20 protein-coding genes and 2 pseudogenes are annotated in these 22,992 nt (G+C 69.6%); 7 read left to right on the forward strand and 15 right to left on the reverse strand.

Annotation, left to right across the window (positions count from 1 at the left end; genetic code table 11):
• The first annotated feature begins 33 nt into the window (after positions 1-33).
• Together ACBR40_RS05175 and ACBR40_RS05180 are read left to right on the forward strand one after the other, a co-directional pair.
• Positions 34-177: a VOC family protein gene (locus ACBR40_RS05175; protein WP_371247630.1), complete on the forward strand. Its 144-nt coding sequence runs from the start codon at positions 34-36 to the stop codon at positions 175-177.
• Entirely contained in the window at positions 174-1,079 is a 906-nt protein-coding gene (locus ACBR40_RS05180; protein WP_371247631.1) for an alpha/beta fold hydrolase, read from the forward strand. Before ACBR40_RS05175 ends, ACBR40_RS05180 begins: the two co-directional genes overlap by 4 nt.
• Before the next feature lie 335 nt (positions 1,080-1,414).
• Here the strand turns inward: ACBR40_RS05180 and ACBR40_RS05185 are convergent, their stop codons facing one another.
• From ACBR40_RS05185 to ACBR40_RS05210, 6 genes are all read right to left on the reverse strand, one after another.
• Positions 1,415-3,709, reverse strand: a complete 2,295-nt coding sequence (locus ACBR40_RS05185) for a phosphodiester glycosidase family protein (RefSeq protein ID WP_371247632.1) — start codon at positions 3,707-3,709, stop codon at positions 1,415-1,417.
• Positions 3,710-3,738: 29 nt separating this feature from the next.
• Complete coding sequence (locus ACBR40_RS05190) at positions 3,739-4,545, reverse strand: phosphatase (protein WP_371247633.1); 807 nt, start codon at positions 4,543-4,545, stop codon at positions 3,739-3,741.
• A 4-nt stretch (positions 4,546-4,549) separates the two neighbouring features.
• Entirely contained in the window at positions 4,550-5,671 is a 1,122-nt protein-coding gene (locus ACBR40_RS05195; RefSeq protein ID WP_371247634.1) for an ABC transporter ATP-binding protein, read from the reverse strand.
• Between the two features lie 20 nt (positions 5,672-5,691).
• Positions 5,692-7,389: an ABC transporter permease gene (locus ACBR40_RS05200; RefSeq protein ID WP_371247635.1), complete on the reverse strand. Its 1,698-nt coding sequence runs from the start codon at positions 7,387-7,389 to the stop codon at positions 5,692-5,694.
• 5 nt (positions 7,390-7,394) lie between these two features.
• Positions 7,395-8,426 carry an ABC transporter substrate-binding protein gene (locus tag ACBR40_RS05205; RefSeq protein ID WP_371247636.1) on the reverse strand — a complete coding sequence of 344 codons (1,032 nt, stop codon included), beginning with the start codon at positions 8,424-8,426 and terminating at the stop codon, positions 7,395-7,397.
• 117 nt (positions 8,427-8,543) lie between these two features.
• A complete protein-coding gene (locus ACBR40_RS05210) occupies positions 8,544-9,329 on the reverse strand; it encodes a GntR family transcriptional regulator (protein ID WP_371247637.1) in 786 nt (261 codons plus the stop codon).
• Between the two features lie 307 nt (positions 9,330-9,636).
• Between ACBR40_RS05210 and ACBR40_RS05215 the strand changes: the two genes are divergently transcribed.
• Positions 9,637-10,818, forward strand: coding sequence for an SGNH/GDSL hydrolase family protein (locus ACBR40_RS05215; protein ID WP_371247638.1), 1,182 nt, complete (start codon positions 9,637-9,639; stop codon positions 10,816-10,818).
• Between the two features lie 1,026 nt (positions 10,819-11,844).
• Here the strand turns inward: ACBR40_RS05215 and ACBR40_RS05220 are convergent.
• From ACBR40_RS05220 to ACBR40_RS05250, 7 genes and pseudogenes are all read right to left on the reverse strand, one after another.
• Entirely contained in the window at positions 11,845-12,825 is a 981-nt protein-coding gene (locus ACBR40_RS05220) for a CU044_5270 family protein (protein WP_371247639.1), read from the reverse strand.
• Positions 12,818-13,408 (reverse strand): RNA polymerase sigma factor, encoded by a 591-nt coding sequence (locus ACBR40_RS05225; RefSeq protein ID WP_371247640.1) that lies wholly within the window; start codon positions 13,406-13,408, stop codon positions 12,818-12,820. Before ACBR40_RS05225 ends, ACBR40_RS05220 begins: the two co-directional genes overlap by 8 nt.
• Positions 13,409-13,921: 513 nt before the next feature.
• Entirely contained in the window at positions 13,922-14,563 is a 642-nt protein-coding gene (locus tag ACBR40_RS05230; protein WP_371247641.1) for a histidine phosphatase family protein, read from the reverse strand.
• A 420-nt stretch (positions 14,564-14,983) separates the two neighbouring features.
• Positions 14,984-16,681, reverse strand: coding sequence for a tyrosine-type recombinase/integrase (locus ACBR40_RS05235; RefSeq protein ID WP_371248332.1), 1,698 nt, complete (start codon positions 16,679-16,681; stop codon positions 14,984-14,986).
• A 125-nt stretch (positions 16,682-16,806) separates the two neighbouring features.
• A pseudogene (locus tag ACBR40_RS05240) lies at positions 16,807-16,900 on the reverse strand (IS5/IS1182 family transposase); the annotation flags it as partial.
• Positions 16,901-16,974: 74 nt separating this feature from the next.
• On the reverse strand, positions 16,975-17,370 hold the full coding sequence (locus tag ACBR40_RS05245) for a hypothetical protein (RefSeq protein WP_371247642.1): 396 nt from the start codon (positions 17,368-17,370) through the stop codon (positions 16,975-16,977).
• Between the two features lie 33 nt (positions 17,371-17,403).
• Positions 17,404-18,117, reverse strand: a complete 714-nt coding sequence (locus ACBR40_RS05250; protein WP_371248333.1) for an LCP family protein — start codon at positions 18,115-18,117, stop codon at positions 17,404-17,406.
• A 27-nt stretch (positions 18,118-18,144) separates the two neighbouring features.
• Here ACBR40_RS05250 and ACBR40_RS05255 point away from each other — a divergent pair.
• Positions 18,145-18,309 (forward strand): annotated as a pseudogene (locus ACBR40_RS05255) (LytR family transcriptional regulator); the annotation flags it as partial.
• 43 nt (positions 18,310-18,352) lie between these two features.
• Here the strand turns inward: ACBR40_RS05255 and ACBR40_RS05260 are convergent.
• Positions 18,353-19,078: an NAD(P)/FAD-dependent oxidoreductase gene (locus ACBR40_RS05260; protein WP_371247643.1), complete on the reverse strand. Its 726-nt coding sequence runs from the start codon at positions 19,076-19,078 to the stop codon at positions 18,353-18,355.
• 300 nt (positions 19,079-19,378) lie between these two features.
• A complete protein-coding gene (locus ACBR40_RS05265; RefSeq protein WP_344207188.1) occupies positions 19,379-20,515 on the reverse strand; it encodes a helix-turn-helix transcriptional regulator in 1,137 nt (378 codons plus the stop codon).
• A gap of 237 nt (positions 20,516-20,752) precedes the next feature.
• On the opposite strand from ACBR40_RS05265, the gene ACBR40_RS05270 reads away from it, so the two are divergent.
• The 3 genes from ACBR40_RS05270 to ACBR40_RS05280 all read left to right on the forward strand — a co-directional run.
• Positions 20,753-22,174 carry an FAD-binding oxidoreductase gene (locus ACBR40_RS05270; protein ID WP_371247644.1) on the forward strand — a complete coding sequence of 474 codons (1,422 nt, stop codon included), beginning with the start codon at positions 20,753-20,755 and terminating at the stop codon, positions 22,172-22,174.
• 113 nt (positions 22,175-22,287) lie between these two features.
• Positions 22,288-22,731 (forward strand): peptidase inhibitor family I36 protein, encoded by a 444-nt coding sequence (locus ACBR40_RS05275; RefSeq protein ID WP_371247645.1) that lies wholly within the window; start codon positions 22,288-22,290, stop codon positions 22,729-22,731.
• Positions 22,732-22,781: 50 nt separating this feature from the next.
• The coding region (locus ACBR40_RS05280; RefSeq protein WP_371247646.1) for a hypothetical protein at positions 22,782-22,992 on the forward strand (211 nt) is incomplete at its 3' end.

Genomic DNA, 22,992 nt, shown 5'->3' on the forward strand with positions numbered 1-22,992 from the left:
CCCGGCCCCCCGACGGCGGCGAGCGCCCCGCAGGTGGCCAGGCTGGCCGGCCTCGGCGCCGTCAAAAAGGACGTGGGCCAGGGCCCCGGCCGCCGCTGGGTGGTCATGGCCGACCCCGAAGGCAACGAGTTCTGCGTCCTGCGCAGCCTGGCAGATCTTATGAGGAGTGAATCATGACCAGAAAGACCGACCCGCGAACCGGCGGACTTCGTAGCACCGAGACGTTCGTGGAGGTCGCGGACGGCTATCGGCTCTGGGTTGAGTCGACCGGCGATCCCGGGCGTCCCGCCCTGTTGCTGGTGATGGGAGCCAACGCGAGCGGACTGGGATGGCCTGACGAGCTGGTCGAACTGCTGTCTCGGGACCATTTCGTCATCCGCTACGACCACCGCGACACCGGACGCTCCACCCGCGCCTTCCACGAGCGTCCCTACCCGATCCGGGCGCTGGCCGGGGACGCGGTCGCGATCCTCGACGCGCTGCGGATCGCCCGCGCTCACGTGGTCGGGATGTCGCTGGGCGGCACTCTCGTCCAGCTGCTTCTGCTCGACCACGCGGACCGGCTGGCCAGCGCCACGATCTTCGGCTCCGCGCTGCTCGGCGGAGCGCCCACCAGCCCTGGCATCTCCGACGACGACCTGCCCGGGCCCGACTCCCGGCTGCTCGCTCTGTGGGCCGAGCTCGGCCAGGAGCGCGACCCCGAGGCAGAGCTGCGGTGGCGTGTCGAGCACTGGAGGGTGCTCAACGGCGACGTCCTGCCCTTCGACGACCAGGAGTTCGCCGACCTCGAACGCCGGATCGCCGCCCACAGCGGCACCTGGCACAGCCCCGCCGCCCATGCCCTGGCCGACCAGTCGGGCATGGAGCGCGGGGCCGAACTCGCCGACACCTCTGTGCTCACCTTAGTGATCGACGCGCCGGAGGATCCCATCGTGCCGCCTCCACACGCCACCCGGCTGGCGCGCGCCATCCCCAGCGCCACCCTTGTCACGGTGCCCGGCCTTGGTCACGCGCTGCCCCGCGCGATCGTGCCGCCCCTCGCCGCAGCGATCACGGCGCACACTCGCCGACAATCCTGACCCAGGTGTAGCCCTCGCGCGAGGGTCTCCACGCCCGTGCGCGGGAAGGGCACGTTCTCCGTCCGGGAGGCCTATGCCGTCTAGTTGGCGATCTTGCTGGTGCCCTCGCCCGGTGATCTTGCCTCGTGAAAACCGGTGGTTCGGGGCGGTTGGCGGATCTGATCGCGGTCGGCGCGCTGACATCGCTGGTCCCCCGCCAGGTTTGGACGCAGCCATCGCCACGCACGGATGCCGGGAGCGTCGCGCCGGTAAACTGCCCGGCAGATCTGGGACTGAATGTCACACCGATGGCAGGGCCGTCTGGGCGCGGCACCAGAGGTGCCGCGCCCAGACGGTCAGCCGGCGGCCACGGCGGTCAGTTCATCCAGGACCAGGGTGCCGGTGTAGCGGGCGTCAGGGTTGATCTCGTTGAAGAAGATGCGGCGCAGGCTCACCGGGTACGCCATGGTGTCCGGCAGGTCGTACGTGATCTGCTGCCACCCGGGTTCGGTGATGAAGGCGGGTTCGATCGTGTGCAGGGTGCCGTTGCGGTCGACGACCTCCAGGCGGGTCCGCTGGTCGTGGCCTTCGGACTTCACCCACAGCTTGAACGCCGTCGGCTGACCGGCCACCGGGAGGAGGTTGGCGGACGGCCAGATGCCGACGCCGCGCGTCTCGGTGCTCTGGGTGAAGTCGTAGTCCAGCTTCAGCCCGTTCCCGACATGACCGTCAGGAGTGGAGGAGGCGGTGCCGGTGGCGCGCAGGCTCCAGAAGTTCCAGTTCGAGGTGTCGTCGAAGGCGTCCACGACGTCCTGGGACGTCCCGATGCCGACGACCAGCTCCGTCCGCACGCCGTCGGCGGACACCGTGACGACGTGCTCGCCCTCGGGGGCCAGCGCGGTGACGGTGAACGCGCCGGTACCGGTCGCGGTCACGTCCAGCGCCGCCTTGTCGTAGGTGAGGTGGACGTCGGCGGGGTCGATGGGAGCCTCGTACCCGGCGGAGTCCGAGCCGTTGACCTCGAAGGTTCCCTGGGCGTCCTTCTTCAGCAGGTTGATGCGGCGGGTGTCGGTCTCCAGGCGGGCCAGCCGGCCCAGCACGGTGAGGTCGATGTCTCCGGCGGCCTTGCCGTGCTGGGCGGTCACGGTCGTCTCACCGGACGACAACGCGCGGAAGACGCCGTCGCGGTCAACCCGGCCGATCCGGCTGTTCTCGACCCGCCACTGCGGCTTGATGCGCGGCGGCACGCCGGCGGGACCGTACGTCTCGTCGTACGCGGCCGCCGTCAGCCGGCGGGTCAGTCCGGGGAAGACCCGCTCGGTACGCCACGACGCGGCGGCCTCGGGCCCGGGGAACCGGTCGCGTTCCGTCGCCGTGCTCACCCAGAAGCCCTTGGCCTTGCCGCTGCCCTTGGGCAGGAACATGGCCAGCCCGGTCGGCACGGGACGGGTGCCCGCCGCGTCGGACGGCCGGTTGACGAGGTCGGCCTGCTTCTGACCGGGTTCGCGCACGACGAGCGTCGTCGAGCCGCCGCCGTCGAGGTTGAGCGCGCTGTGGGCGCCCAGGTCGGCCATCATCTTGGCCAGCTCGTTCAGCCCGATGCCGCGGGAGAACTCGGGCTGCCGGCCGTCCACTGCGACCAGCCACATCTTGGTCCCGTCGGCGGAGAATCCGACGGCGGTCCTGGGCTCCGGCGTGTTGTTCTCGGGCGGAAGTTCGAGCGGCCTGCCGTCCGCGACGATGAGCTGACGCCCGCTCACGGCCGCCTTGACCTTCATGTCGCCCGGAGCTCGTACGGCATAGTCCACGGAGACCGGGTCGCCGACCCGCAGCGAGGACAGCGCGTCGGCGCCGGCCTCGCGTCCCACCAGCACGAACGCGCCTTCGGCGATCGCGCCCTCGCGGGGAACGTCCACCACCTCGGCCACGACGCCGTCGCGCACGACCACCTCGATGGTCCGCGCGACGCCCCTGACCGGATGGCAGCGGCAGTACGTGCCCCAGACCGGGGTGAACATCCCGATCTGGTCTTTGAGCAGCTCGGCCTTGTTGAGCGCGTCCAGCTGGACGGTCCTGCCGGGCAGCTTGACGGTGCCCTCGAAGACGATCTCGCCGATGGCGCCGACCTGGTCCTCGGAGAACATCACCGCGGTCTGGTTCGTCTGGGTCGCCTTGGTGTTGGGCAGCGGCGACTGCAACAGCTCGCCGTCCTGGACGGCCACGCCCCAAGGCGCGCCGGAGGCGGCGATGTCGAAGTAGTCGGCGTTCGTCGCCGCGACGGCGCCCGCTTCGCGCGCCATGTCGAGCAGCGGCCGCCGCGCGGCGACCTGGCCGGGGAACAGCCGCCCGATCTGCACGCCGGCCTTGAGGTCGACGGACATCTGGTACGTCTGCAGCCAGCCGGGCTCCCCGGTGGCGCCGTCGGGCCCGTACAGCTCGACCGTGCTCAGCTCGACGCCAGGAGCGACCGGCTGGGTCTCGCGGTAGGTCTCGGTGCGGCCGTCGAGGACGGGCGCAGCGAGGACGGGCGCGGCGGCGGGCGCGGCGAGGACGGGCGCGGCGGCGGGCGCCGGCGTCCCCGCGTACGCCGGCCCGGTCAGGGCCAGGGCGAGAGCCGCCGATAACAGGGCAGAGGGGACTTTCCATCGCATCAAACCGTGACGGGACATGACCATCCTCCTCAAACAGCGATACCGGTCGCGCGCCGGAGCATGTACGCGGTCACCGGCGCGAACTCGGCGGGTGTGAAGTTGTCCTCGATCGGCAGGACGTGCTCGTGCCGTCCCCTGGCGCGCGCCAGGAACAGGGCGATGTCGTTGGCGTCGGCGATCGACAGCGTGTGCAGGCCGGCCGCGATCGCCGCGCCCGCCATGCCGTGGTCGGCGATGACCAGATCGATCGGCACGCCGCCGGTGGTCGCCGCGGCGATCATGGCCTCCATGTGGTCGGGCCGGTGGGTGTGCAGGATCGCCTCGTCGTGGAAGGCGCACGCGACCCCGCCGAAGAACCGGATCCCCGTCTCGCCGGCGGCGTGGGCCCCGACGGCGCGGTCGAGCCGGTGGTCGTCGAGGAGGCGGACGATCTGGTTGCCCGCGTTCCGCAGCGCGCGCGCCAGGTCGGCGTAGTGGTCGAGCAGCCCGGTCGGGTGCCCGGTCGCCAGCAGCACCGTGCCGCCGCCGTCTCGCAGGAAGGGGGCGAGGGCGTCGGCGTGCGCCCTGATGCCGGCCAGCGTGTGCCCGGGCGCGATGTACCCGAACTCGGGGTCGCCGTCCGTGATGCGGTCGCCGATGCCGGCCTCGACGGCGGTCACGACCTCGTCGATGGACGCGGCACGCCACTCCTCCAGGCCGAAGGTGTGGTCGGGGTCTCCTTTGAGCATCTTGTGCGCGTACGCCAGTGACTGCCGGCGGACGGTCCTGATGCCGCCGGACAAGCTTCGCTCGACGAGCAGGTCGTGCAGGTCCGCCTCTTCGTGTGCGATGCCCATGCCGTCAGCTCGCCGCGGCCGCGACGACGGGCCGGGCGGCGGCTTGCGGTGGGCGCCACGCGCCCTCGACGCTGGGGAACGCCCGCGCCGCGCCCTTGCCGATGCTCAGGCGGACGTTCGCTCCTGGCGACCAGCCGCTCTGGGCCGAGTGCACGATCATCACCGAGCCGGCGGCCTCGACGTAGGTGCGGACGACCGGGCCGAGGAACTGCACGTCGCGGACGACGCCGCGCAGCTCTCCCTCACCGGGGGCGTCCTCCTCACTGAGCGACACGTCCTCAGGGCGTATGGACACATCGACGGGCGAGCCGGGAGCGACGGAGGACGACGTGCTCGCGGGCGTCGCGGAGAGCACCGCTCCGGCGACGTTCACCTCCCACGACTCGTCCGACCCGCCGGCGTACTCCCCCGCCAGCCAGTTCGTGATGCCGACGAAGTCGGCGACGTACCCGTTGGACGGGGCCAGATAGATCTCGTGCCCGCTGCCGAGCTGTTCGAGCGAGCCGTCCTTCATGACGGCGATGCGGTCGCCCAGGGCCAGCGCCTCCTCCTGGTCGTGGGTGACGTAGACGATCGTCGTCCCGGTGTCGCGCTGGATCTCGCGGAGCTGGGTGCGCAACTGGATGCGGGTCTTCGCGTCGAGGTTGGACAGCGGCTCATCCATGAGCAGCACCGACGGCCGGATCGCCAGCGACCGGGCGACGGCGACGCGCTGCTGCTGCCCGCCCGAAAGCTCGTGCGGCCGCCGGCCGCCGAGTCCCGTGAGGCCGACCAGGTCGAGCGCCTCCGCGGTACGGCGGGCCCGCTCGTCCTTGGCCAGTTTCTGCGCCTTCAGTCCGAACTCGATGTTCTCCGCGACGGTGAGGTGCGGGAAGATCGCGTAATCCTGGAACACCATGGACGTCGGCCGCGCGTCGGGCCCGTAGCCGGACACGTCCACGCCGTCGATGAGCACGCTCCCGCTGTCCGGCTGGATGAATCCGGCGATCATCCGCAACGTGGTGCTCTTGCCGCACCCGCTGGAGCCGAGGAGGCAGAGGAACTCGCCGCGGCCGACGGCGAGGTCGAGGTCGCGAACGGCCGGCACCCCGTCGAACGACTTGCACAACGACTTCAGTTCGATCATGGAATCTCCATCAGCAGGTGTCACAGGTCGTAGAGCCGCAGCCGGGAGCCGAGGGCGAGCTTCGCGACGGCGAGCCCGGCGAAGCTGACCACCATCAGGCCGGCCGCGACGCCGGTCGCGGCGCCCCACTGGCCGAACTCGGCGAGGTTGACGATGGTGGGCGCGCCCAGGCCGATGCCCGGCGAGGTCAGGAAGATCACGGCGCTCAGCGTGTTGATCGCGTGGAGGAACCCGAACACGAGCGACGTGGTGAACGCGCCGCCCAGCAGCGGGAACATGATCTGGACGATGACCCGGGCGCGCGAGGCGCCGAGGTCGGTGGCGGCCTCGTCGATCGACGGGCTGATCTGGTTGATGGTGGTGACCGCGGTGCGATAGCCGACCGGGATGGCCCGCACGACCATGACCAGCACCAGGATCAGCGCGGTGCCGGTCAACGCGATCGGCGGCTCGTTGAACGTGAGCAGCCACGAGATGCCGATCATCGTCCCGGGGATGGCCGACGGCAGCACCGCGAGCCCGTCCATCACGCCGCGGCCGAAGACCCGGGTGCGGTGCACGACGTACGCGGCGACCAGCGTGCTGATCGTCGTGATGACCGCCGCCGTGGCGGAGAACAGCGCGGAGTTGCGGATGTCGTCACCGCGCAGGAGTGCCGTCTGCCAGTGGTCCAGCGTGAGGCTCCAGTCCGCGCCCCACGCCCGGGTGAACGAGCCGAACAGGATGCTTCCGTAGATGAGGATCATGAGGACGCTGACCAGGCCGAGGACGGTGAGGAGGCCGCGCCGCACCGCCGCGGGCAGCGGCGCGGGCGGCAGGCTCCCCGTCTTCCCCGACACGGTGACGGCGGAGCGCCGCGCGAGGACGCGGCGCTGGATGAGGAAGAGGATCAGCGTCGGTACGAACAGCAGCACGCACAGCACCGCCGCCATCCCGAAGTCCTGCCGGCCCACCGCCTGCACGTACGCCTCGACCGAGAGCACCTGGTAGCCGGCGCCGATGAGGACGGGGTTGCCGAAGTCGGTGATGACGAACATGCCGACGAGCAGCAGCGCGTTCAGGATCGTGGGGAACGCCAGCGGCAGCGTGACCCGGCGGAAGGTCTGGAACCACGTCCAGCCGAGGTCCCGGCTGGCCCACTCCAGGGTGGAGCCGATGTTCTTCAGCGTCGGCAGCAGGGTCAGCGTGGCCATGGGGAAGAAGGCGAGCGTCTGGACGAGCCAGAGCCCGCCGAGGCCGAGGAGGCTGATGTCCAGGCCGAGCAGCTCGTGCGTGATCAGGCCGCGCCGCCCGAACAGCAGCAGCACCGCCAGGCCGACGACGAACGGCGGCGAGATCAGCGGGAGCAGGGCCATCACCCGCAGCACGGCCCGGCCCCTGATGTCGGGCCGGCTGAGGGCGTAGGCGAACAGGAAGCCGACCACGGTGGCGCTCAGCGTCGAGGCCACGCCGATGACGGCGGTGTTCTTCGCGGCCGTCGCCACGCGCGGCTCGGCGAGCCTGCTCCACGCCTCGCCGTCTGGCTCGAACAGCATGGCGACCGTCGGCACGAGGACGAGGAGGAGGAGCAGGCCGGCGACGTAGGCGACGAGCGTGCCCACCGTGATCCGGTCGGCCAGCAGGCGTCTGCGGCTGCGCCGCTGCCAGTCCGGCCGGGTCGCGGGGGCCCGCTCCGTCCGCTCTTCTGGTGCGATGGTCTGTTGGGTCGTCGAGGGCACGGGCATCAGACCCCGTACCGCTTGGCGAACTCCTTGGACACCGCGTCGCGCATCTCGCCCGCGCGCACCGGGTCGTAGTCCACCAGGTCGAGCTCGGCGAGACCCTGCGCGCCGTCGGGCAGGTCCACGTCGCTGCGCACGGGGTAGGAGTGGACGAGGTCGACGATCATCTGGGACGCCTTCCTGCCCTGGAGCCACTGGACGAACTTCTCGCCGCCCTGGGGGTTCGGCGCCCCCTGGACGAGCGCGTTGCCGGAGATGACGACGCCGGTGGGCTTGGGGTAGACGAGCTCGATGGGGAACCCGGCCCCGCGCACGTTGAGCAGGTCGTGGGCGAAGGAGACGCCGGCGGCGTACTCGCCGGTGGCGACCAGCTGCGACGGCGCTCCCCCGCTGTCGGTGTACTGGCCGATCAGCTTGTGGAACTCGTCGAGGAACTTCCACGCGCCCGCCTCGTCGCCGTGGCGGAAGATCTGCGTGGCCACGAACGTGTACCCGGTGCCGGACAGCGTCGGGTTCGGCATGACGAGCTGGTCCTTCAGGTCGGGGCGCAGCAGCTCGTCCCACGTCGTCGGGAGCGGGGCGCCGCCGGTCTCCTCCTTCCACCGGTCGGCGTTGACGCCGACGGTCATCAGGATGAGCTCGTTGGCGTGCCAGTAGCCCTCGGGGTCGACGAACCGCTTGTCGATGCCCTCGGCCGTGGGCTTGAACGACCGGATCAGCTTCTCCTTGGCGAGCGGCCCGGCGTCACCGCTGGCCAGGCCGATCACGTCGGCCGCGGGGCGGCCGGCCTCGGCCTTGAGCCGCGCCAGGAGCTCGCCGGCGCTCTGCCGCAGCACCTCGACCTCGATGCCCGACTCGGCCTTGAACGCCTCGGCCAGCCGCCGGGCGGGTTCCTCGGGCATCGGCGTGTACCAGGTCACCGTGCCGCCGGACGCGGATGCGGCGTCGTCGCCGCCGGATCCGCAGGCCGACCCGAGCATGAGGAGTGCGAGAGAGAGCGCGCCTGCGGCGACTCGTAACAGGGACTTGTGCATGAGTGACCGCCTTCGGATCGATGCGCCCATAAAAAGGGGTGCAAGGTCACGATGCACGAAATGGTGTTATCCGTGGCGCAAGATGTCAATATCTCTTGTAGACCAATTGGCTGGTCGTCATGCCAAAGACGTCGCCTTGTGGGTCACTCCGCGAGGGTGTCCGAGGTCCTCCTCCGGGGTCGACGTGAGGTCCAGCTCCGATGTGATCATGTAGCGGTCGCCGCGGAACAACGTCTGGGTGAACTCGATCGCGACGCCGTCCGACGTGCGGGTCGCGGTCCTGAAGAGGAAAGCGGGAGAGTACGGCGGCGCGTCCAGCACGGCCGACTCCTCCTGGCTGAGCACCGTCGGCTCGATGGTCTGCGTGCCCGCCGCCACCTTCAGGCCGTAGCGGTCGGAGAGCAACCGGTAGAGGGACTTCTCCTCGAGTTCCTCGGCGGGCAGGCCGGGCACCAGCGCGTCGGGAAGCGTCGTGGTGGCGAGCGCGATCGGGTCGCCGTCGGCCAGCCGCAGCCGGCGAATCGTCACGACCGTGTCGGACGGCGCGATCTGCAGCCGCCAGCTCATGCGGACGCCCGCGTCGGAGCGCTCCACGCCGACGAGGCGGGTCGAGGGCGTGATGCCGCGCCGGCGCAGCCCCATCGAGAACGACGACGCCGTCGGCGACTGGGTGATCGTGGGCCGCGCGACGTAGGTGCCACTGCCCTGCTTGCGGATGAGATGACCCTCCCTGACCAGGTCGTCGACGGCGCGCCGCACCGTGAGCCGGGAGACGCCGCAGTCCTCTTCAAGCACGCGCTCGGGCGGGATCGGATCACCCACGTTGAGGTCTTCGAGCAGGCTCATGATCCGCTCGCGGACCATGTTGTGCTTGCGCCCGCGACGAGCGTCCGCGTCGCTCACGTCCACCCCCTCCAACCCCATCATGGCGACACCCGAACTTCCCCCGCATTTTACGCCACGGCCAGAGATTGGTATTGACGACTTGTATACCAACTCTTACAGTCACCGAAGAATCATGACCTTCCGGTGAACCAGGGCGGGGCGCGATGACGTCACCGCCACTCCTCCGTCCCACGGCTGGCCGCGACCGTCAGGCCGGGTCCGATCATCGTCGCATCAGGGCCGACGCTTGACCACCCTGCCCCGACCCGCGCCTTCACCGACCGGCCTCAGCCCTGAGCAGCATCGTTCCGACAAGGGAGCACCGATGGGCAACCACCTGGTCAATCGACGTCATCTCTTCGGGCTCGCGGGCGCCGGCGGCGCCGCCCTCGCGATCCCCGTCCTGTTACCGGCGGCGGCGCACGGCGCCGCTCCGAACCCGCCCGCCGCGTGGCCCACCGAGTTCGTCGAGGTGACGCCCACCATCGAGGGGGACATCGCCTGGTACGACGTCTCGCACTGGGGCGTCGAGGGCAAGGGCTGGTCCGACACGGCGGCCTACTACGACCGGCTCCCGGCCAAGGCCGAAGGCGTCGTGACCCCCGAGGTCTGGGTGCGCAGCCGCAACTCCTCGGGGCTTCTGGCCCGGTTCGTCACCGACTCGACCATCTTCCGGGCCCGCTACCGGCTCAGCCTGGCCACTGTCGCGATGTACCACATGCCGGCCATCGGCCACAGCGGCGTGGACCTGTACGCGCGCACCCCTGCAGGACACGACGCCTGGCTCGCCAACACGCACCCGGCAGCGCAGAACGTCGACCAGCAGATGGGCATCGCGGTCGACCCAGGAGAGCGCCTCTACACCGCCTACCTGCCGCTGTACAACAGCCCGCAGCGGCTGGAGATCGGCGTGCAGTCCGGCGCCAAGTTCCTCGGCGTCGCACCGCGCACCACCCCGCCCGCCGTCTTCTACGGCAGCTCGATCATGCAGGGCGGCGTGGCGTCCAGGCCCGGCATGTCCATCACCGCGCTCCTGGGCCGCCGCTTCGACGTCCCCACCGTCAACCTGGGCTTCTCCGGCAACGCGCGCATGGAGCCCGAGATCGCCGAGCTGCTCACCGAACTCGACGCGTCCGTCTACGTGGTCGACAGTTCCCCCAACATGAACCCGCAGCAGATCGCGGATCGCGCCGAGCCCTTCGTCCGCATCCTGCGCGCGGCCCGCCCTGACACGCCCATCGTGCTCGTCGAGGACCGCCGGTACGGGGACGGCCAGTTCGTCGAGTTCCGCCGCACCCGCAACGCCCAGAACGCGGCAGCCCTGCGCACGGCCTACACGAACCTGCGCCGCTCCGGCGTCAGCGGTCTCTCCTACCTCTCGGCCGACAACCTCCCCGGACCTGAGGAGCTGGTGGACGGCTCGCACCCGAGCGACCTCGGCATGGCGACGTACGCCGGCGCGTACGAGAAGGTCCTGCGCCCCATCCTGAAGAGACAAGGCCACTGACCGCCGCTCTGAGATGCCCCGGGGCTTGCGGCACGTCCCGGGGCGACGGCCCCGACTGGAGCGCATGATGAAGTGATCATCACGAGCGGCGGGGCCCACTGGCCTGATGCCGACGACCGAGCTGCGGCTGCACGGCGTACGGGTGCTGGTGCTGGAGGCCAGCGGAGCGGTCTCGACCGCCTTGGGTGGCCGACGACGTAGGTGATGGCCGACGGGCGCGTGCCGGACGTGGCCGCCTCCCACTCGATCGCCTCACGCCGCTCGGTGCTCGCGGACGCCCGGCGCATAGACCAGCCAGGGCAACACCCCGGCCTCCCGGGCGACGCCGCGGAAGGTGATCGGCTGCCTGCCGGCCTTGAGGGCCCCTACTCGGGTTGACGCGACCAGCCCAAAAGTAGCTCTCGATAACATCTCAAGTCCGATAAAGGACCCCTGCCGATGCGCAGAGAGTGGGAGCTGGAGGGGCCTAGCGCGGGATGGAGTGCTTCAACGGAGCGAATGATCTCCGCGGTCAGCGCTCTCTCAACCGCCGAATAATCCGTCTGGCGGTAGGCACGGATGAGCTCCTCCGCGACCACGGTCATGGCCTCGGCCGTCGGGTCTTCATCTATATCTCGCTCCTTCCTGAAGAATCTGGGGAAGATCGCCTCAGCAAAGCCGGCCCGGGAACGCCAGGTGCGGATGCTGGGACGGAACCCGGTTCAGGCCAGCTGGCGTGAGTGAGTCTTCCAAGCCGGCGAAAGCGGAGCGGGACTCTGGCTGCGCGATGCTTCGTGGCCTGCGGTGGAACACACATGCGATCAGACCAAGCGGCTTCCATTCCGCATGCTCAGGCCCGAAATCCGGTACGCCAGTAGCCTTGATCACCAACCTGGGAACCCGCGACGACGCTGGTCACGACGCTATTACGCCAAGCCCGGCGCCCCCGTGCACGCCGTCCACCGTCCTGGCTCATGCGGCCGCGCACGACGAACAGGCCCCAAACCGGCCCTCATCTTTGCGTGCTTCCCCCCCACGGGTGAGCGCTCAGCCCCGCTGACCGGGACGTTCCACGATCATCGACGTCAGCAAGGCTGTGCTCCACACCGCTCCCTTGCGCATGGCGGGCTTGCTGTTGCCAGGCATGAACGCATCGCGCAGCCAGACCGTCCGAGTTCCCAGGTAGCGATAGGTGGCCGGATCCAGGATGTCGTATCGGCGGAAGGGCCGCGCATCGCCGGCGCGCTCCAGCCAGACGCCCAGCCCACTGCGACTGGCGGCGTCGCTCACGCCCTGCTCGATCCGGACGCCGGGAATGAGCGCCAGAGCGCGGAACATGGCCGCCTCCAGCCGCGGTGGCATCGTGCCGTACCTGCTCAGGTAGAGCATGATCACGCGATAAGCGCGGGCGTCGGCGGGTTCGACCCTCTTGGGCACCCCCTCCTCGCGGGCTCCCTCGATCCAGTGACGATCACCTGTGATCTTGGCCAGCAGCTTCCTCGGGTCAGTGGGCAGCTTGCGTAGCTTGGCGTCGTACTGCTGCGGCGACAGGTCGTCATCGCCGGGATCCAGCGGGTTGTGTTCCTCTCCGACGGTGAGCTGGCCGTCCTCGCCCAAGTAGGCGGCCTGCCTGCCGTCATAGCGCAGCCATTGTTCCCGGGTCTTGGTCGTCTCTGAGTTCGGCTGCTTGTCCAGAGTCTTGGTGTAGTGCCACTGCGTCGGCAGCGGCACCTGGGCGCTCCTACGCCTGCTCGCCACATCGGCGGCGCGGACCAGCACCACGCTGGAGTCGAGCCGGACCACTGAGGGTGTAGCCGCTGGCCCCTGAGCAGGCGGTTGCGGCCATAGGGTGGCCACGGCGACCGAGGCGGCGGCCCCCAGCGCCCCGATCGCAAGCAGGCGGCGCCCCACTGATCGCCTGCGCCCCCGTATCCGCTTCAGCAGCCGCCGGCGCTCCGAGATGATCCACTCATGGCCGGGCTCGGGGACCTCGGCACGCCACTCGTGCAACGATCGCAGGTCATCCATCGAAAGACTCCTCTCGGGTCATCGCGGGGTCGGATCCGCCGAGCGCCTGGCGTGTCCTCGTCCTGGCTCGGTTCAGGCGGGATCTGACAGTGCCGATCGGGATATCCAGTGCACGGGCCACGTCCTGATATGACATGTCGGCCCAGGCCACGAGTAACAGCACCTCCCGATCACCGGGGGACAGCTTTGCCAGCGCCGCCGCCAGACCGGCCTGCTGTGCGGCGACCCGGTCATCGACACGCTCGGCGTACGGTTCGACGATCTCGTCGATGCCGCTGCGGACCAGCGCCCGGTAGAACCGAACCTCCACACGTCTGTGTCGGCTGATGAGCCGAGCGGTGATGCCGTACAGCCAAGGCCGTGCGTCAGAATGGCTCATGTCATAGCGGCCACGGCGCCGAAAAGCGGTCAGAAAGGCGTCGGAGACGATGTCGTCGGCAAGAGAGGGGCCCAGCCGCCGGGCAACGTAACGCCGTAACGCGGGCGCGTGCCTGTCGAACAGGTCGGCGAAGGACTCCGGGTCGTGCTCCGACCGCCGTATCAGCTCGGCGTCGACAGCCCTATCGGATTCGTCATCGGTCACATGGTGCTCCAATTCCTGAGCGGTGGTTCACCAGCTTTCGCCCGAGAGGTCGGCACGAGTTCGCGTCAGGGGATGTGATCTGCATCACGCAGCGATCAGATCGCGACGTGACCGGCGACAGCTGATCGGGAGGTTCCCAAACGATGTCCAGGCCCGTTCAGGCCAGTTCGCCGCGCAGGTCGTGACCGGGTCGCCTGTTCAGTCAATCCAACTCGGTCCGGAGCCGTACGGCCCGTTGGCTCCCAAAATCGGAGTGCCGACGGTTCACAGGGCGTCACTCGCCCTGCTGTCCAGCAATCTCGACCTGCGGAGCAGCCGTGCGAACGACGGCCTGCCCCCAGAGATCATTCCGCGCATTCTCCGGATCATGGAAGACAGCGCCTCCCGACTGATCCGGGCCTCGGCATGACGCTGGACCCTCAACCACCTTGCTCAGTGAGCCGTGCTGAGGAACGAAGCATGCTCAGCGGTAGCACCTCACCTCGTTAGCCGTCGATGCGCCCCAGGTAGAGGTCAGCCAGCTTCGGCGGAGTCGAGATGGCGGGTGTCACCGAGGTTGACGACCGTGCGGTAGTGGAAGAAGTCGTCTTCGCGCAGCGTGGTGATGCTGCCGGATGGCACCCGGAAACTGGCATAGCCGACCGCCTTGATCGGCATCTTGATCCAGGACGTCACGACGAATGTCAGGGAGCCACCGTGCGTCACGATGATCTGGTGTTCACACGGGCGCTGCACGATCTCGTCCATGGCCGCGTAGATGCGCTGCGCCAACGCCGCCTTGGTCTCGGCGCCCTCCACGCCCTCGTCGTGTTCCAACCGCTCCCCGACGGCCGGCGGCGGCACGAATCGTTGGTCCAACCACTCCTGTGGCCTTCCCCCCGCCTCTCCGTAGGATTTCTCCCGCAGTCTGCGGTCCAGGATTGGTTTTACGCCGAACAGCTCGGCAACCTTCTCGGCCGTTTGCCGGGTCCGCTGCAGATCCGAGGAGAACAGCTCCACATCGGCGCCGTCCGGGATCTGGGCCCGCAGCGCCTGGGCAATGGAGGCCGCCGCGCTGAGACCGGTCGGCGTCAGCTTCGAATCATGCCAGCCGCCGACGACCCCCTCGACGTGGTGCGTCGCCTCCGGATGGGTGACGGCGTAGATGGTGCGCATGAGTGAGCCCTTTCTGTAGGGGCTGTTCTTGAGTGATCTCAAAAGTGGTTCACGAGGTCTCTGAATTTCGTGATCATGACTCTGTCGCCGACCGTGGTCACGGACTGTCGGCGGCGATGGTGCAACCGACGACGTGGGACATGTGCGACGCGTCACGTGCTGCTTCCGGTCGAGCGGCCGACGGACCGGCGAATGTCGGGCATGCCGAGGCTGACGGTCGTCGTGCGAGCGGTTGCCTCTCGCATGATCTGGAGCTTCTGGTCGGCAGCGACGAGGGTGGTCTCGATGGCGGCAACTTCACCGAGCCAGCCTTGTTCCTTGGCCTCGGCGAGACGGTCGATGAGGTTGGCGTGGATCTCTTCGAGTCGGGGCTTCTGAGCTGGGTCAACGCGAAGGAGGGGGCATCTGACGCAGGCGTTTTCATGCGCGCAAGGGGTTCCGAAGTCGCGGCCGCATGCTCCGAGCGCGACCTTTCTCAGCTCGAAATGGGAGAGAATTCTTCCCATTCGCTGGCCATGAGGTCGCGGTATTCCTCACTGGGACGCTCAGCGCGGCGGCGGGCGATGAAGGCCCGATGATGGGTGATCCGTCGTCGGGGTAGATCGCGGCATAACCCATCGTGGTGTCGAGCAGGGCGTGTCCGCAGATCTTGGCGGCGATGTGGGGTGGAAGTCCGGAGCGCAGGGCGTCGGTGACGAAGATTCGACGGAAGTCATGGGGTCGCCATTCGAGGGATTCACCGGTGATGGTGATCTGCGCGGCGGCCGAGGTGGCGATCAGGCATTCGCGGATGTAGCTGCGGGTCAGGGCCCGGTCCTCGGAGCCGTAGCGGCGTTGGAACAGGAACGGCATCGGCGCGCTCCAGGTCTGCTCGAACACGTCGTAGGCGGAGACGAGGGGCATGGCGGCTTGGCCGCGCCGGACTCGGAAGATGATCGCGGACAGAACCTCCGCGAGCTCGGGCGAGACGAGCAGGAGTCTTTCGGCATCGGTCTTGGATGGGGCAATTTGCAGCATGGGGACGCTTTCGCCGGTGGTTGGCAGGGTGTAGGCGACGAAGCTGTGGTGAGTGAGTTCGAGCATCTCCTCGATCCGGATCCCGGTCGTGCGCAGCACCTCGACGGTCGCCCAGGACCAGAACGCGGCCTCTTCCTCGTGGGTGAGGCTGTGCTTCTTGCCGGTGGCGACCTCGATGACGTAGACGCGTCCGGACGGACCTTGCCGGCATCGTCGGAATGCGCGGCCCTCGACGGTGAAGACCTCGCCTTCTGGCGTGGCCCGGGCCGTGGTGATGAGGTGTTCGGCGGCCTTGCGCTGCTGTTCGACCGCGCGCACCAGGGCGGGCATGAGCGGGAGCTGGGTTCGGGTGCGCTGGTCCATCCGCGACTTGACGCCGGATTTGGACTTCTTCGTGGCGCATTCGCTGGCCTTGATCGGGCAAGGGACTGCCCACTTGGCCCAGCGGGTGGGGTCGTCGAGGGCCCAGCGGGCGAGGTCCTCGTAGAAGGCTTTGACGAAGACCAGCTCGCTGCGGAAGTTGACGCGCGGGCGGATCGGGTTGCCGTCGGCATCGCGGTTGTAGGCGAGCCGCTCTTGCCATGCCTGGGAGATCTCTGGCGGCAGGTGCAGGGAGTCTATGCCCGGGTGGTGGAGTTCCAGGTCGCGCCAGAACAGTCGGCAAAGGTTGCGGGCGATCGAGCGGAGCGAGGTGTGGTCCAGGTCGGGCGCCCGCTCGGTGAGGTAGTCGACCATCAGGTCCCGGATCGGCTGGCACTCGATGCCGTACTTGTCGACGACCTGCTCAATGCTAGGTCGGGCCTCGATGCGTAGCGCCCGCAGCCGCGGTGGAGCGGTGGCGGGCAGGATCCCGGTCTCCTTCAGCAGCGCGTAGAACAGCGGCCGTCCGGCGCTTCCCCGGAAGTGATGTTCCTCCAGGGCGGCCGTCAGTTCGACGCCGTCGCCGACGGTGATGTCCGCGACGGCGCCACCCTTGTGGATCACTATCCAGGTGAGCTTGTTCATCGCGTCTGAGCGGGCCCATCCGATCGCGTCCTGGGCGTGCTGTTCAAGCCGGGCGAACCCTTCGGGATCGAGCGCCTGACGCGCCTCGGCCAGCATCAGCGCCAGGCGCTGCCGCAGGAGCCACCGGTAGGTCGGGCGGCTCACCTGCCCGACGATGAGCAAGGTGAGGCCACCGATCAGCTCGTCGCGGCGGAACCGTCGCGCGTCGCTGCCCAGAATCGGGTCGGTCCGCTCCCCCACCCGGCGGTGGCGTCCTAACCGCTGACCGGACTCGATTCCGCGGCGAGCGAGGCGGAGGACGATGCCCCGCCTGCGTAGGAAAGCCCGCAGACGCGGGTATCGTAGCCCTTGTAGCCCTTTCTTCAGGCTGTGGGGTTGGGGTCGCGGGTTCAGGCCGAGGTGCTACCGCCCACCGCCCAGCCGACGCCGATCGTCAGCAACATGACGAGCATGGAGATGACGATCCAGGCCATCACACCCCCGCTGGTCTTCGTGGTCGGGTCCTTGACCCACCGGTAGTAGTCGCGGGTGATCTGACGTCGAACCGGGGCGAGCATGACCGGGAACATGATCATGAACGCCGCGTACAGGTACAGACTCTGGGCCAGTGTGTGGCTCTGGGCAAGGCTTCGCGCGCCGACCATGATGATGCCGATGGCCGGAAGCCAGAACTGCATCTTGCGGTACGTCGGTATCTGGATGATCCACTGCATGGCGGCGAGATTGACCAAAGTGGCGCCCGCCGCGATCAGTACCCATGCACCGGTGGGCAGCGACAAGAACAAACGAAGCCCCCTTCGAGCCGGACCCCATGAGCCTCAACGCCCATGGGGTCCAGGCCAGTATGCCGACGAGCTGTGGCCCTGTACGTGTCGGCCCTGTATCAAGCATCCTGTGTCAGGCACCTCCCGTGTCACGCACGTCCTGAGACCGGACAGGCCGGGGCATCCTCCGGTTTCTCGGTGAAGGGACGATGACAGGTGAGCCCTCCGGCGGCCGCTCATCAGCCACAGGGTTCTGCCATGAAGGACCACCCGGTTGCCGCCCTTGACGCCCGAGCTGTTGATGTCCATGTCGCCTGCCACGACCTGAAACAGCTTCTTGGCCTGCGGCTGCACCCATTCGACGCGGCCGGGCTGGGAGAGGGAATAGCGCCACGGCGTGGTGATGAAGTGGATGCCACCGGCGCTCAGGCCGCGGGCCGACAGCGCGAGGTCCTGCAGCACGCCGGGGGTGAGGTCGGGGTCGGTGGTGACCGACTTCGTAGCCGCGTCCAGGAAAGCGAACAGACGGGCCGGGTTAGTCAGCGTCTGCCCGCTCATCACCTTGTTGACCATGGAGGCGATGAACATTTGCTGACGCTGGATCCGGCCGATGTCAGAGCCGTCACCCAGGCTGTAGCGGGCGCGCACGTAGCCCAGGACCTGCTCACCGTTGAGTGTCTGGCGGCCGGCCGCCAGGTGCAGCAGCGCCTTGGTGTCGTCGATCGGCTTGGGGAGGCACACTTCCACGCCGCCGACGGCGTTGACCATGTCGCGGGTGAGCGCACCGACACGATCATGCTGGCGCACATCTCCGCCGACCGTGACAACGCGCTCATCGTCAGCTTCCCGCGGGACTCGCTGGTCCAGCTCCCCGCCTGCAAGGCCAAACCCGCCCAGCACCTGGCGGGCCAATTGCCGCACCTGGGCGGCGGTATCGGCTGCACCTGGAAGACCGTCGAGACCCTGACCGGCATCCGCATCGACCACTTCGTGAAGGTCGACTTCACCGGTTTAAGGACGCCTTGTACTTGTCAGTGGGGCATGACGACGGTGAACTGGGAGCGCGAGCCCACGGGGAGAAGGTCGAGGCCGCCTCCAGGAGCGCACGTGGCAGCAGGTCGATGCCGCCTTTTGCCGGATAGAGGAACCGGGCGTTGTACCCCACGCGGTCCTGCCTGATGCCCAGCGCCCCACCGACCACCTGGACGGTGCTCGGCGTCGGGAAATAGCCCGACAGCCAGTCGAAGGTCAGTCTGTCGCACGAAAGGCCCCAGAACTTGCTGTAGTACGGCGTGAAGAAATGGTCGGCCAGGGCCTGCCCATACTGGGCGACGATGAAGTCGTGGAAGCTCTCGGGCGGCGGCCTTCGACGGACCAGCCGCCCCGCCCGTGCCCGAAGGAATCCGGCCAGGCAGCGTCTGCGGACTTCCCCCGGCAACCCGTGGATGTTGGCCTGCAGCGGATAGGGGACCATCGCATCGTTGATCCAGACTTTCGCCCTGCGGCCGATGTCGACCAGGCCGTCCCCGCCGAGCAGGTCATGGACCAGGGCGCGCACGGTGGCGTCGCGCAGGTGCAGCCAGTGGCCGGTGACGTCGAAGGTGAAACCGTCGCGCCGGTGAGTCCTGGCTTTGCCGCCGACCGTCTCTTCGCGCTCGACCAGGGTGACCGTTCTTGCCGACAGGCGCATCGCGGCGGCGAGCCCGGCGAGGCCCGCGCCCAGAACCACGATCGGTTCGGCTGCTCCACCAGGCATGGCGCCCCCGCAGTCCTCATAGGATCACTCAGACTGTATGATGACGCTCCCCCGAGCAAAGGCAACCTTTCGCGAATCACGCAAGCTCGTGACCGCTGCCGTACGCCAGGCCGACACCGACGACCCCCGGCCATCGCAACGCAACCCGCCTGAATCGCGCTGGTGGCACCCGCCGGCGGCTCGTCGTCCCACAGATCGGAGATCAGCGCGTCCGCGGTCAGCCGGGCGACCGGCCGCCAGCGCGAGCCTGGCCAGCAGCGCCGGCGGCGGCTCTCAAACGTCCACGTGCCCGATATCGGCGCCGGGGGCATGCAGGAGGGGGCTCGCGTGCTCGCCGAACAGCCTCGCCACCAGCTCGCCGCGGCTGCTGACGTCCACCTTGGCGAAGATCGCCTTGAGATGGTCGCGCACCGTGTGCGACGACAGCCGCAGCCGCGTGGCGATCTCCGCGGTGGTGTGCCCGCGCGCCACGCACTCGGTCACCTCGCGCTCGCGCGGCGTCAGCGCGTACGCCTCCACGATGATGGGGACGATCTGCGTCGCCGTCGCCGGCTCGAACACCACCGAGACCGGCCCCGTCCGGCCCCGGCCGTCCTGCAGCACCGAGGCGTGGATGCTGACCCAGCGCCCGCTCCCGCCGCGCACCCGGATGACGGCGGGACCGGATTCGCGCTCGGCGGCCACGGCCCTGGCCCGCGCCACCACCGAGGCGACGGCTCCCGTCCGCAGGCTGACCGTCAAGGGCAGCCAAGGAGAGCCGCCCAACTCGGCGAACCAGTGCTCAGCCTGGGCGTCGGCGAAGATCACCCGGTCGCCGGTGTCGAACAGCGCCGATCCCGGCGCGTCGGAAGCGCCTGACACCCCGCCCTCCTGCCTGCCGGCGACGGCCAGCCCGGCCAGGCTCAGCGCGATCTCCGGCCCCAGCGCGGCCACGTGCCGCAGGTCGCGCTCGTCAAAGGGCGGCCGGTCGGCGGCGCGGAACAGGTCCACCACCCCCCACACGCCCGCGCCGATGCGGAAGGCGGCCCGCAGGTTGTCGACGTATCCCAGCGGGCGCATGAACTCCCGGAAACGCACGCTCCTGCCTAAATTGCCGACGGTGGCCTGCCGCAGCGTCGCCACGGCGGCGGACGAGCGGGCGACGTCGCGGAAGGTCAGCACGTCGTGCGCGCCGTACTCACGCTGCCAGTACGTCTCGCAGTGCTCCTGGCCGATGTTCTCCACGCGCATGGGCGAGGCCGGCAGGACGGTCGCCGGGTCGGTGCCGATCCAGGCTGCCGCGTCGTAGGGAACCATGCGGCGCAGGCGGCGCGCGGCCGCCGCGAACACCTCCGACCCCGTGCCCGACACTTCCAGCGCTTGCTCACCGGCGCACGCGCGCACGCCGGTTAACCCCCCGATGGTGTCCACGCCGCCATGGTCGCACGCCGTCCCACGGGTTCCCATCCCCCGTTTGAGGGGGGCGGGCCGGCGTCGTGACATCAGGCGGGCCTGCGACGAGCCGCCGCCCCTGATCCGCCTGACCGATCCCGCAGCCGCGGGGGGTGGCGGCCCTGAATGCCCCCGGCGGGCGGGATGGGATCGGCGTCCTCGCCCCGCCATCGTCGATCAGGACGACGACCAATCACTGATCGAAGAGGACGAACGATGCCTGTCACTCCTGCTCCCGGCCCCGGTCCCGGCGCCGACGGTGCCGGTGCCGGCGGCCTGCGGGCGCTGGGCTCGCGGCTCGAAGGAGCGCTGGTCCTGCCCGGTGACGCGGGCTGGGACGCCGCCCGCGCGGCCTGGCAGCTGGCCGTGGACCAGCGTCCGGCCGCCGTGGTGCTGGCCCGCTCGGCCGCCGACGTGGCCGCCACCCTGAAGACGGCCCGCGCCTGTGGCCTGCGCGTCGCGCCGCAGTCCAGCGGCCACAACGCCGCCCCGCTCGGACACTTGAACGACACCATCCTGCTGCGCACGTCCGAGATGGCGAACGTGCACATCGACCCCGTGCGGCGGCTGGCCCGGGTGGGCGCGGGGGTGGTGTGGTCGGAGGTGAGCGCGGCCGCCGCCAAGCACGGCCTGGCCGGGCTCGCCGGCACCGCCTCCGACGTCGGCGTGGTCGGCTACACCCTGGGCGGCGGCCTGTCCTGGTTCGCCCGCTCCCACGGCCTGGCCGCCAACCACGTCACCGGCGCCACCGTGGTGACCGCCGACGGCCGTGTGCTGCGCGTGGACGCCGGCCACGAGCCCGACCTGTTCTGGGCGCTCCGGGGCGGCGGGGGCGCGTACGCGATCGTCACCGAGCTGGAGTTCGCCCTGTTCCCCATCACCGAGGTGTACGCGGGCGCGCTGTACTGGCCGATCGAGCGGGCCGGGGAGGTGCTGACCCGGTGGCGCGACTGGACCGCCGGCGTGCCGGACGCGATCACCTCCCTGGGCCGGCTGCTGCGCTTCCCCCCGCTGGAGGACATTCCGCAGCCCTTCCGAGGCCGCTCGCTGGTCGCCGTCGAAGCGGTCGCCCAGTTCGGCCAGGAAGCGGCCGACGCCCTGCTCGCGCCGCTGCGGGAGCTGGGTCCCGAGCTCGACACCTTCGCGCCCACGCCACCGTCCCGGCTCGACCTGCTGCACCTGGACCCGCCCGGCCCCACCCCGGCCACCGGTGACGGCTTCCAGCTCGCCGCTCTCACCGACGAGACGCTGGCGGCCCTGCTGGCCGTGGCCGGCCCTGACGCCGACGTACCGCTGCTGACGGTCGAGGCCCGCCACCTAGGCGGCGCCCTGGCCCCGGGCGCCCTGCCCGGCGGCGCGGTGTCCTCGCTGGACGCGGCCTTCGCCGTCTTCTCCGGCGGCCTCACCTTCGACGCGTCCTCCACGGCCGCCGTGTACGCGGCCCTCGACACGCTCGCCGCCGTCCTCGCGCCCTGGCGGGCGCCGCTGGCCTACCGCAACTTCACCGAACGGCGGCGGCCGGACGACGGGCTCGGCTTCGAACCTGACCATGTACGGCGGCAGCTGCGGCGGGTCAAGCAGACCTACGACCCGGGCGACGTGATCAGAGCCAACCACCCCGTAGAGCCCTCCCGGTAGCCGCCGTGACCCCGATCACCTCGCGACCAAGCGCGTATCTCGCCACCGAGCGACCCCCGGGCCGCTCCCTGCCTCCGTCCCCGGACAACCCCAGACCCAAGGAAAGCACTCTCATGTTCTCTCGTGTCGCCCGCTCGTTCGCCGCCCCCGCCCTGGCCGCGCTGGCCGCCCTGGCCATCGCCACCTCCACCGCCACGCCGGCCGTCGCACAGACCGCAGCTGACAAGCTGGCGTTGTGCAAGCCGGGCATGTTCTGCATCTTCGGCGACACGGGTTACCGGGGTCTGTTCTTCGGCAGCGCCGCCAACGTCCCGAACGTCGGCACCGCGACCGCGCCGTTCGGCTTCAACATCAACGACCACACCAGCTCGTTCTGGAACCGCACCGGCCGCACGATGTGCCTGTTCACCCACACCAACTTCAGGACCCCGCTCCAGTGGCAGCGTCCCAACAGCACCGCGATCGCCGTGGGCATCGCCCCGAACGAGTTCACCCCGAACGTCGGCAAGCTCGCCAACGACGCGACCAGCTCCTTCGCCGCCTGCGCCCGCACCTGACCGCACGACCCCGTCACCAGCACGTCCACCACATCACGGAAAGCACCCTCATGATCTCTCGTATCGTCCGCCCCCTCGCCGCCTCCGCCCTGGCCGCCATGGCCATCGCCACCTCCACCGCCACGCCGGCCGTTGCACAGACCGCAGCTGACAAGCTGGCGTTGTGCAAGCCGGGCATGTTCTGCATCTTCGGCGACACGGGTTACCGGGGTCTGTTCTTCGGCAGCGCCGCCAACGTCCCGAACGTCGGCACCGCGACCG

This window comes from Nonomuraea sp. AD125B (genome assembly GCF_041402765.1).
GTDB classification, from domain to species: domain Bacteria; phylum Actinomycetota; class Actinomycetes; order Streptosporangiales; family Streptosporangiaceae; genus Nonomuraea; species Nonomuraea bangladeshensis.

What these genes read in the sequence shown, in the direction of transcription:
- ACBR40_RS05180 (WP_371247631.1), top strand. Translation starts at nt 174, where the DNA reads ATGACCAGAAAGACCGACCCGCGAACCGGCGGACTTCGTAGCACCGAG.
- ACBR40_RS05185 (WP_371247632.1), bottom strand. Translation starts at nt 3,709, where the DNA reads ATGCGATGGAAAGTCCCCTCTGCCCTGTTATCGGCGGCTCTCGCCCTG.
- ACBR40_RS05190 (WP_371247633.1), bottom strand. Translation starts at nt 4,545, where the DNA reads ATGGGCATCGCACACGAAGAGGCGGACCTGCACGACCTGCTCGTCGAG.
- ACBR40_RS05195 (WP_371247634.1), bottom strand. Translation starts at nt 5,671, where the DNA reads ATGATCGAACTGAAGTCGTTGTGCAAGTCGTTCGACGGGGTGCCGGCC.
- ACBR40_RS05205 (WP_371247636.1), bottom strand. Translation starts at nt 8,426, where the DNA reads ATGCACAAGTCCCTGTTACGAGTCGCCGCAGGCGCGCTCTCTCTCGCA.
- ACBR40_RS05215 (WP_371247638.1), top strand. Translation starts at nt 9,637, where the DNA reads ATGGGCAACCACCTGGTCAATCGACGTCATCTCTTCGGGCTCGCGGGC.
- ACBR40_RS05220 (WP_371247639.1), bottom strand. Translation starts at nt 12,825, where the DNA reads ATGGATGACCTGCGATCGTTGCACGAGTGGCGTGCCGAGGTCCCCGAG.
- ACBR40_RS05230 (WP_371247641.1), bottom strand. Translation starts at nt 14,563, where the DNA reads ATGCGCACCATCTACGCCGTCACCCATCCGGAGGCGACGCACCACGTC.
- ACBR40_RS05235 (WP_371248332.1), bottom strand. Translation starts at nt 16,681, where the DNA reads ATGCTGGCCGAGGCGCGTCAGGCGCTCGATCCCGAAGGGTTCGCCCGG.
- ACBR40_RS05250 (WP_371248333.1), bottom strand. Translation starts at nt 18,117, where the DNA reads ATGGTCAACGCCGTCGGCGGCGTGGAAGTGTGCCTCCCCAAGCCGATC.
- ACBR40_RS05270 (WP_371247644.1), top strand. Translation starts at nt 20,753, where the DNA reads ATGCCTGTCACTCCTGCTCCCGGCCCCGGTCCCGGCGCCGACGGTGCC.
- ACBR40_RS05275 (WP_371247645.1), top strand. Translation starts at nt 22,288, where the DNA reads ATGTTCTCTCGTGTCGCCCGCTCGTTCGCCGCCCCCGCCCTGGCCGCG.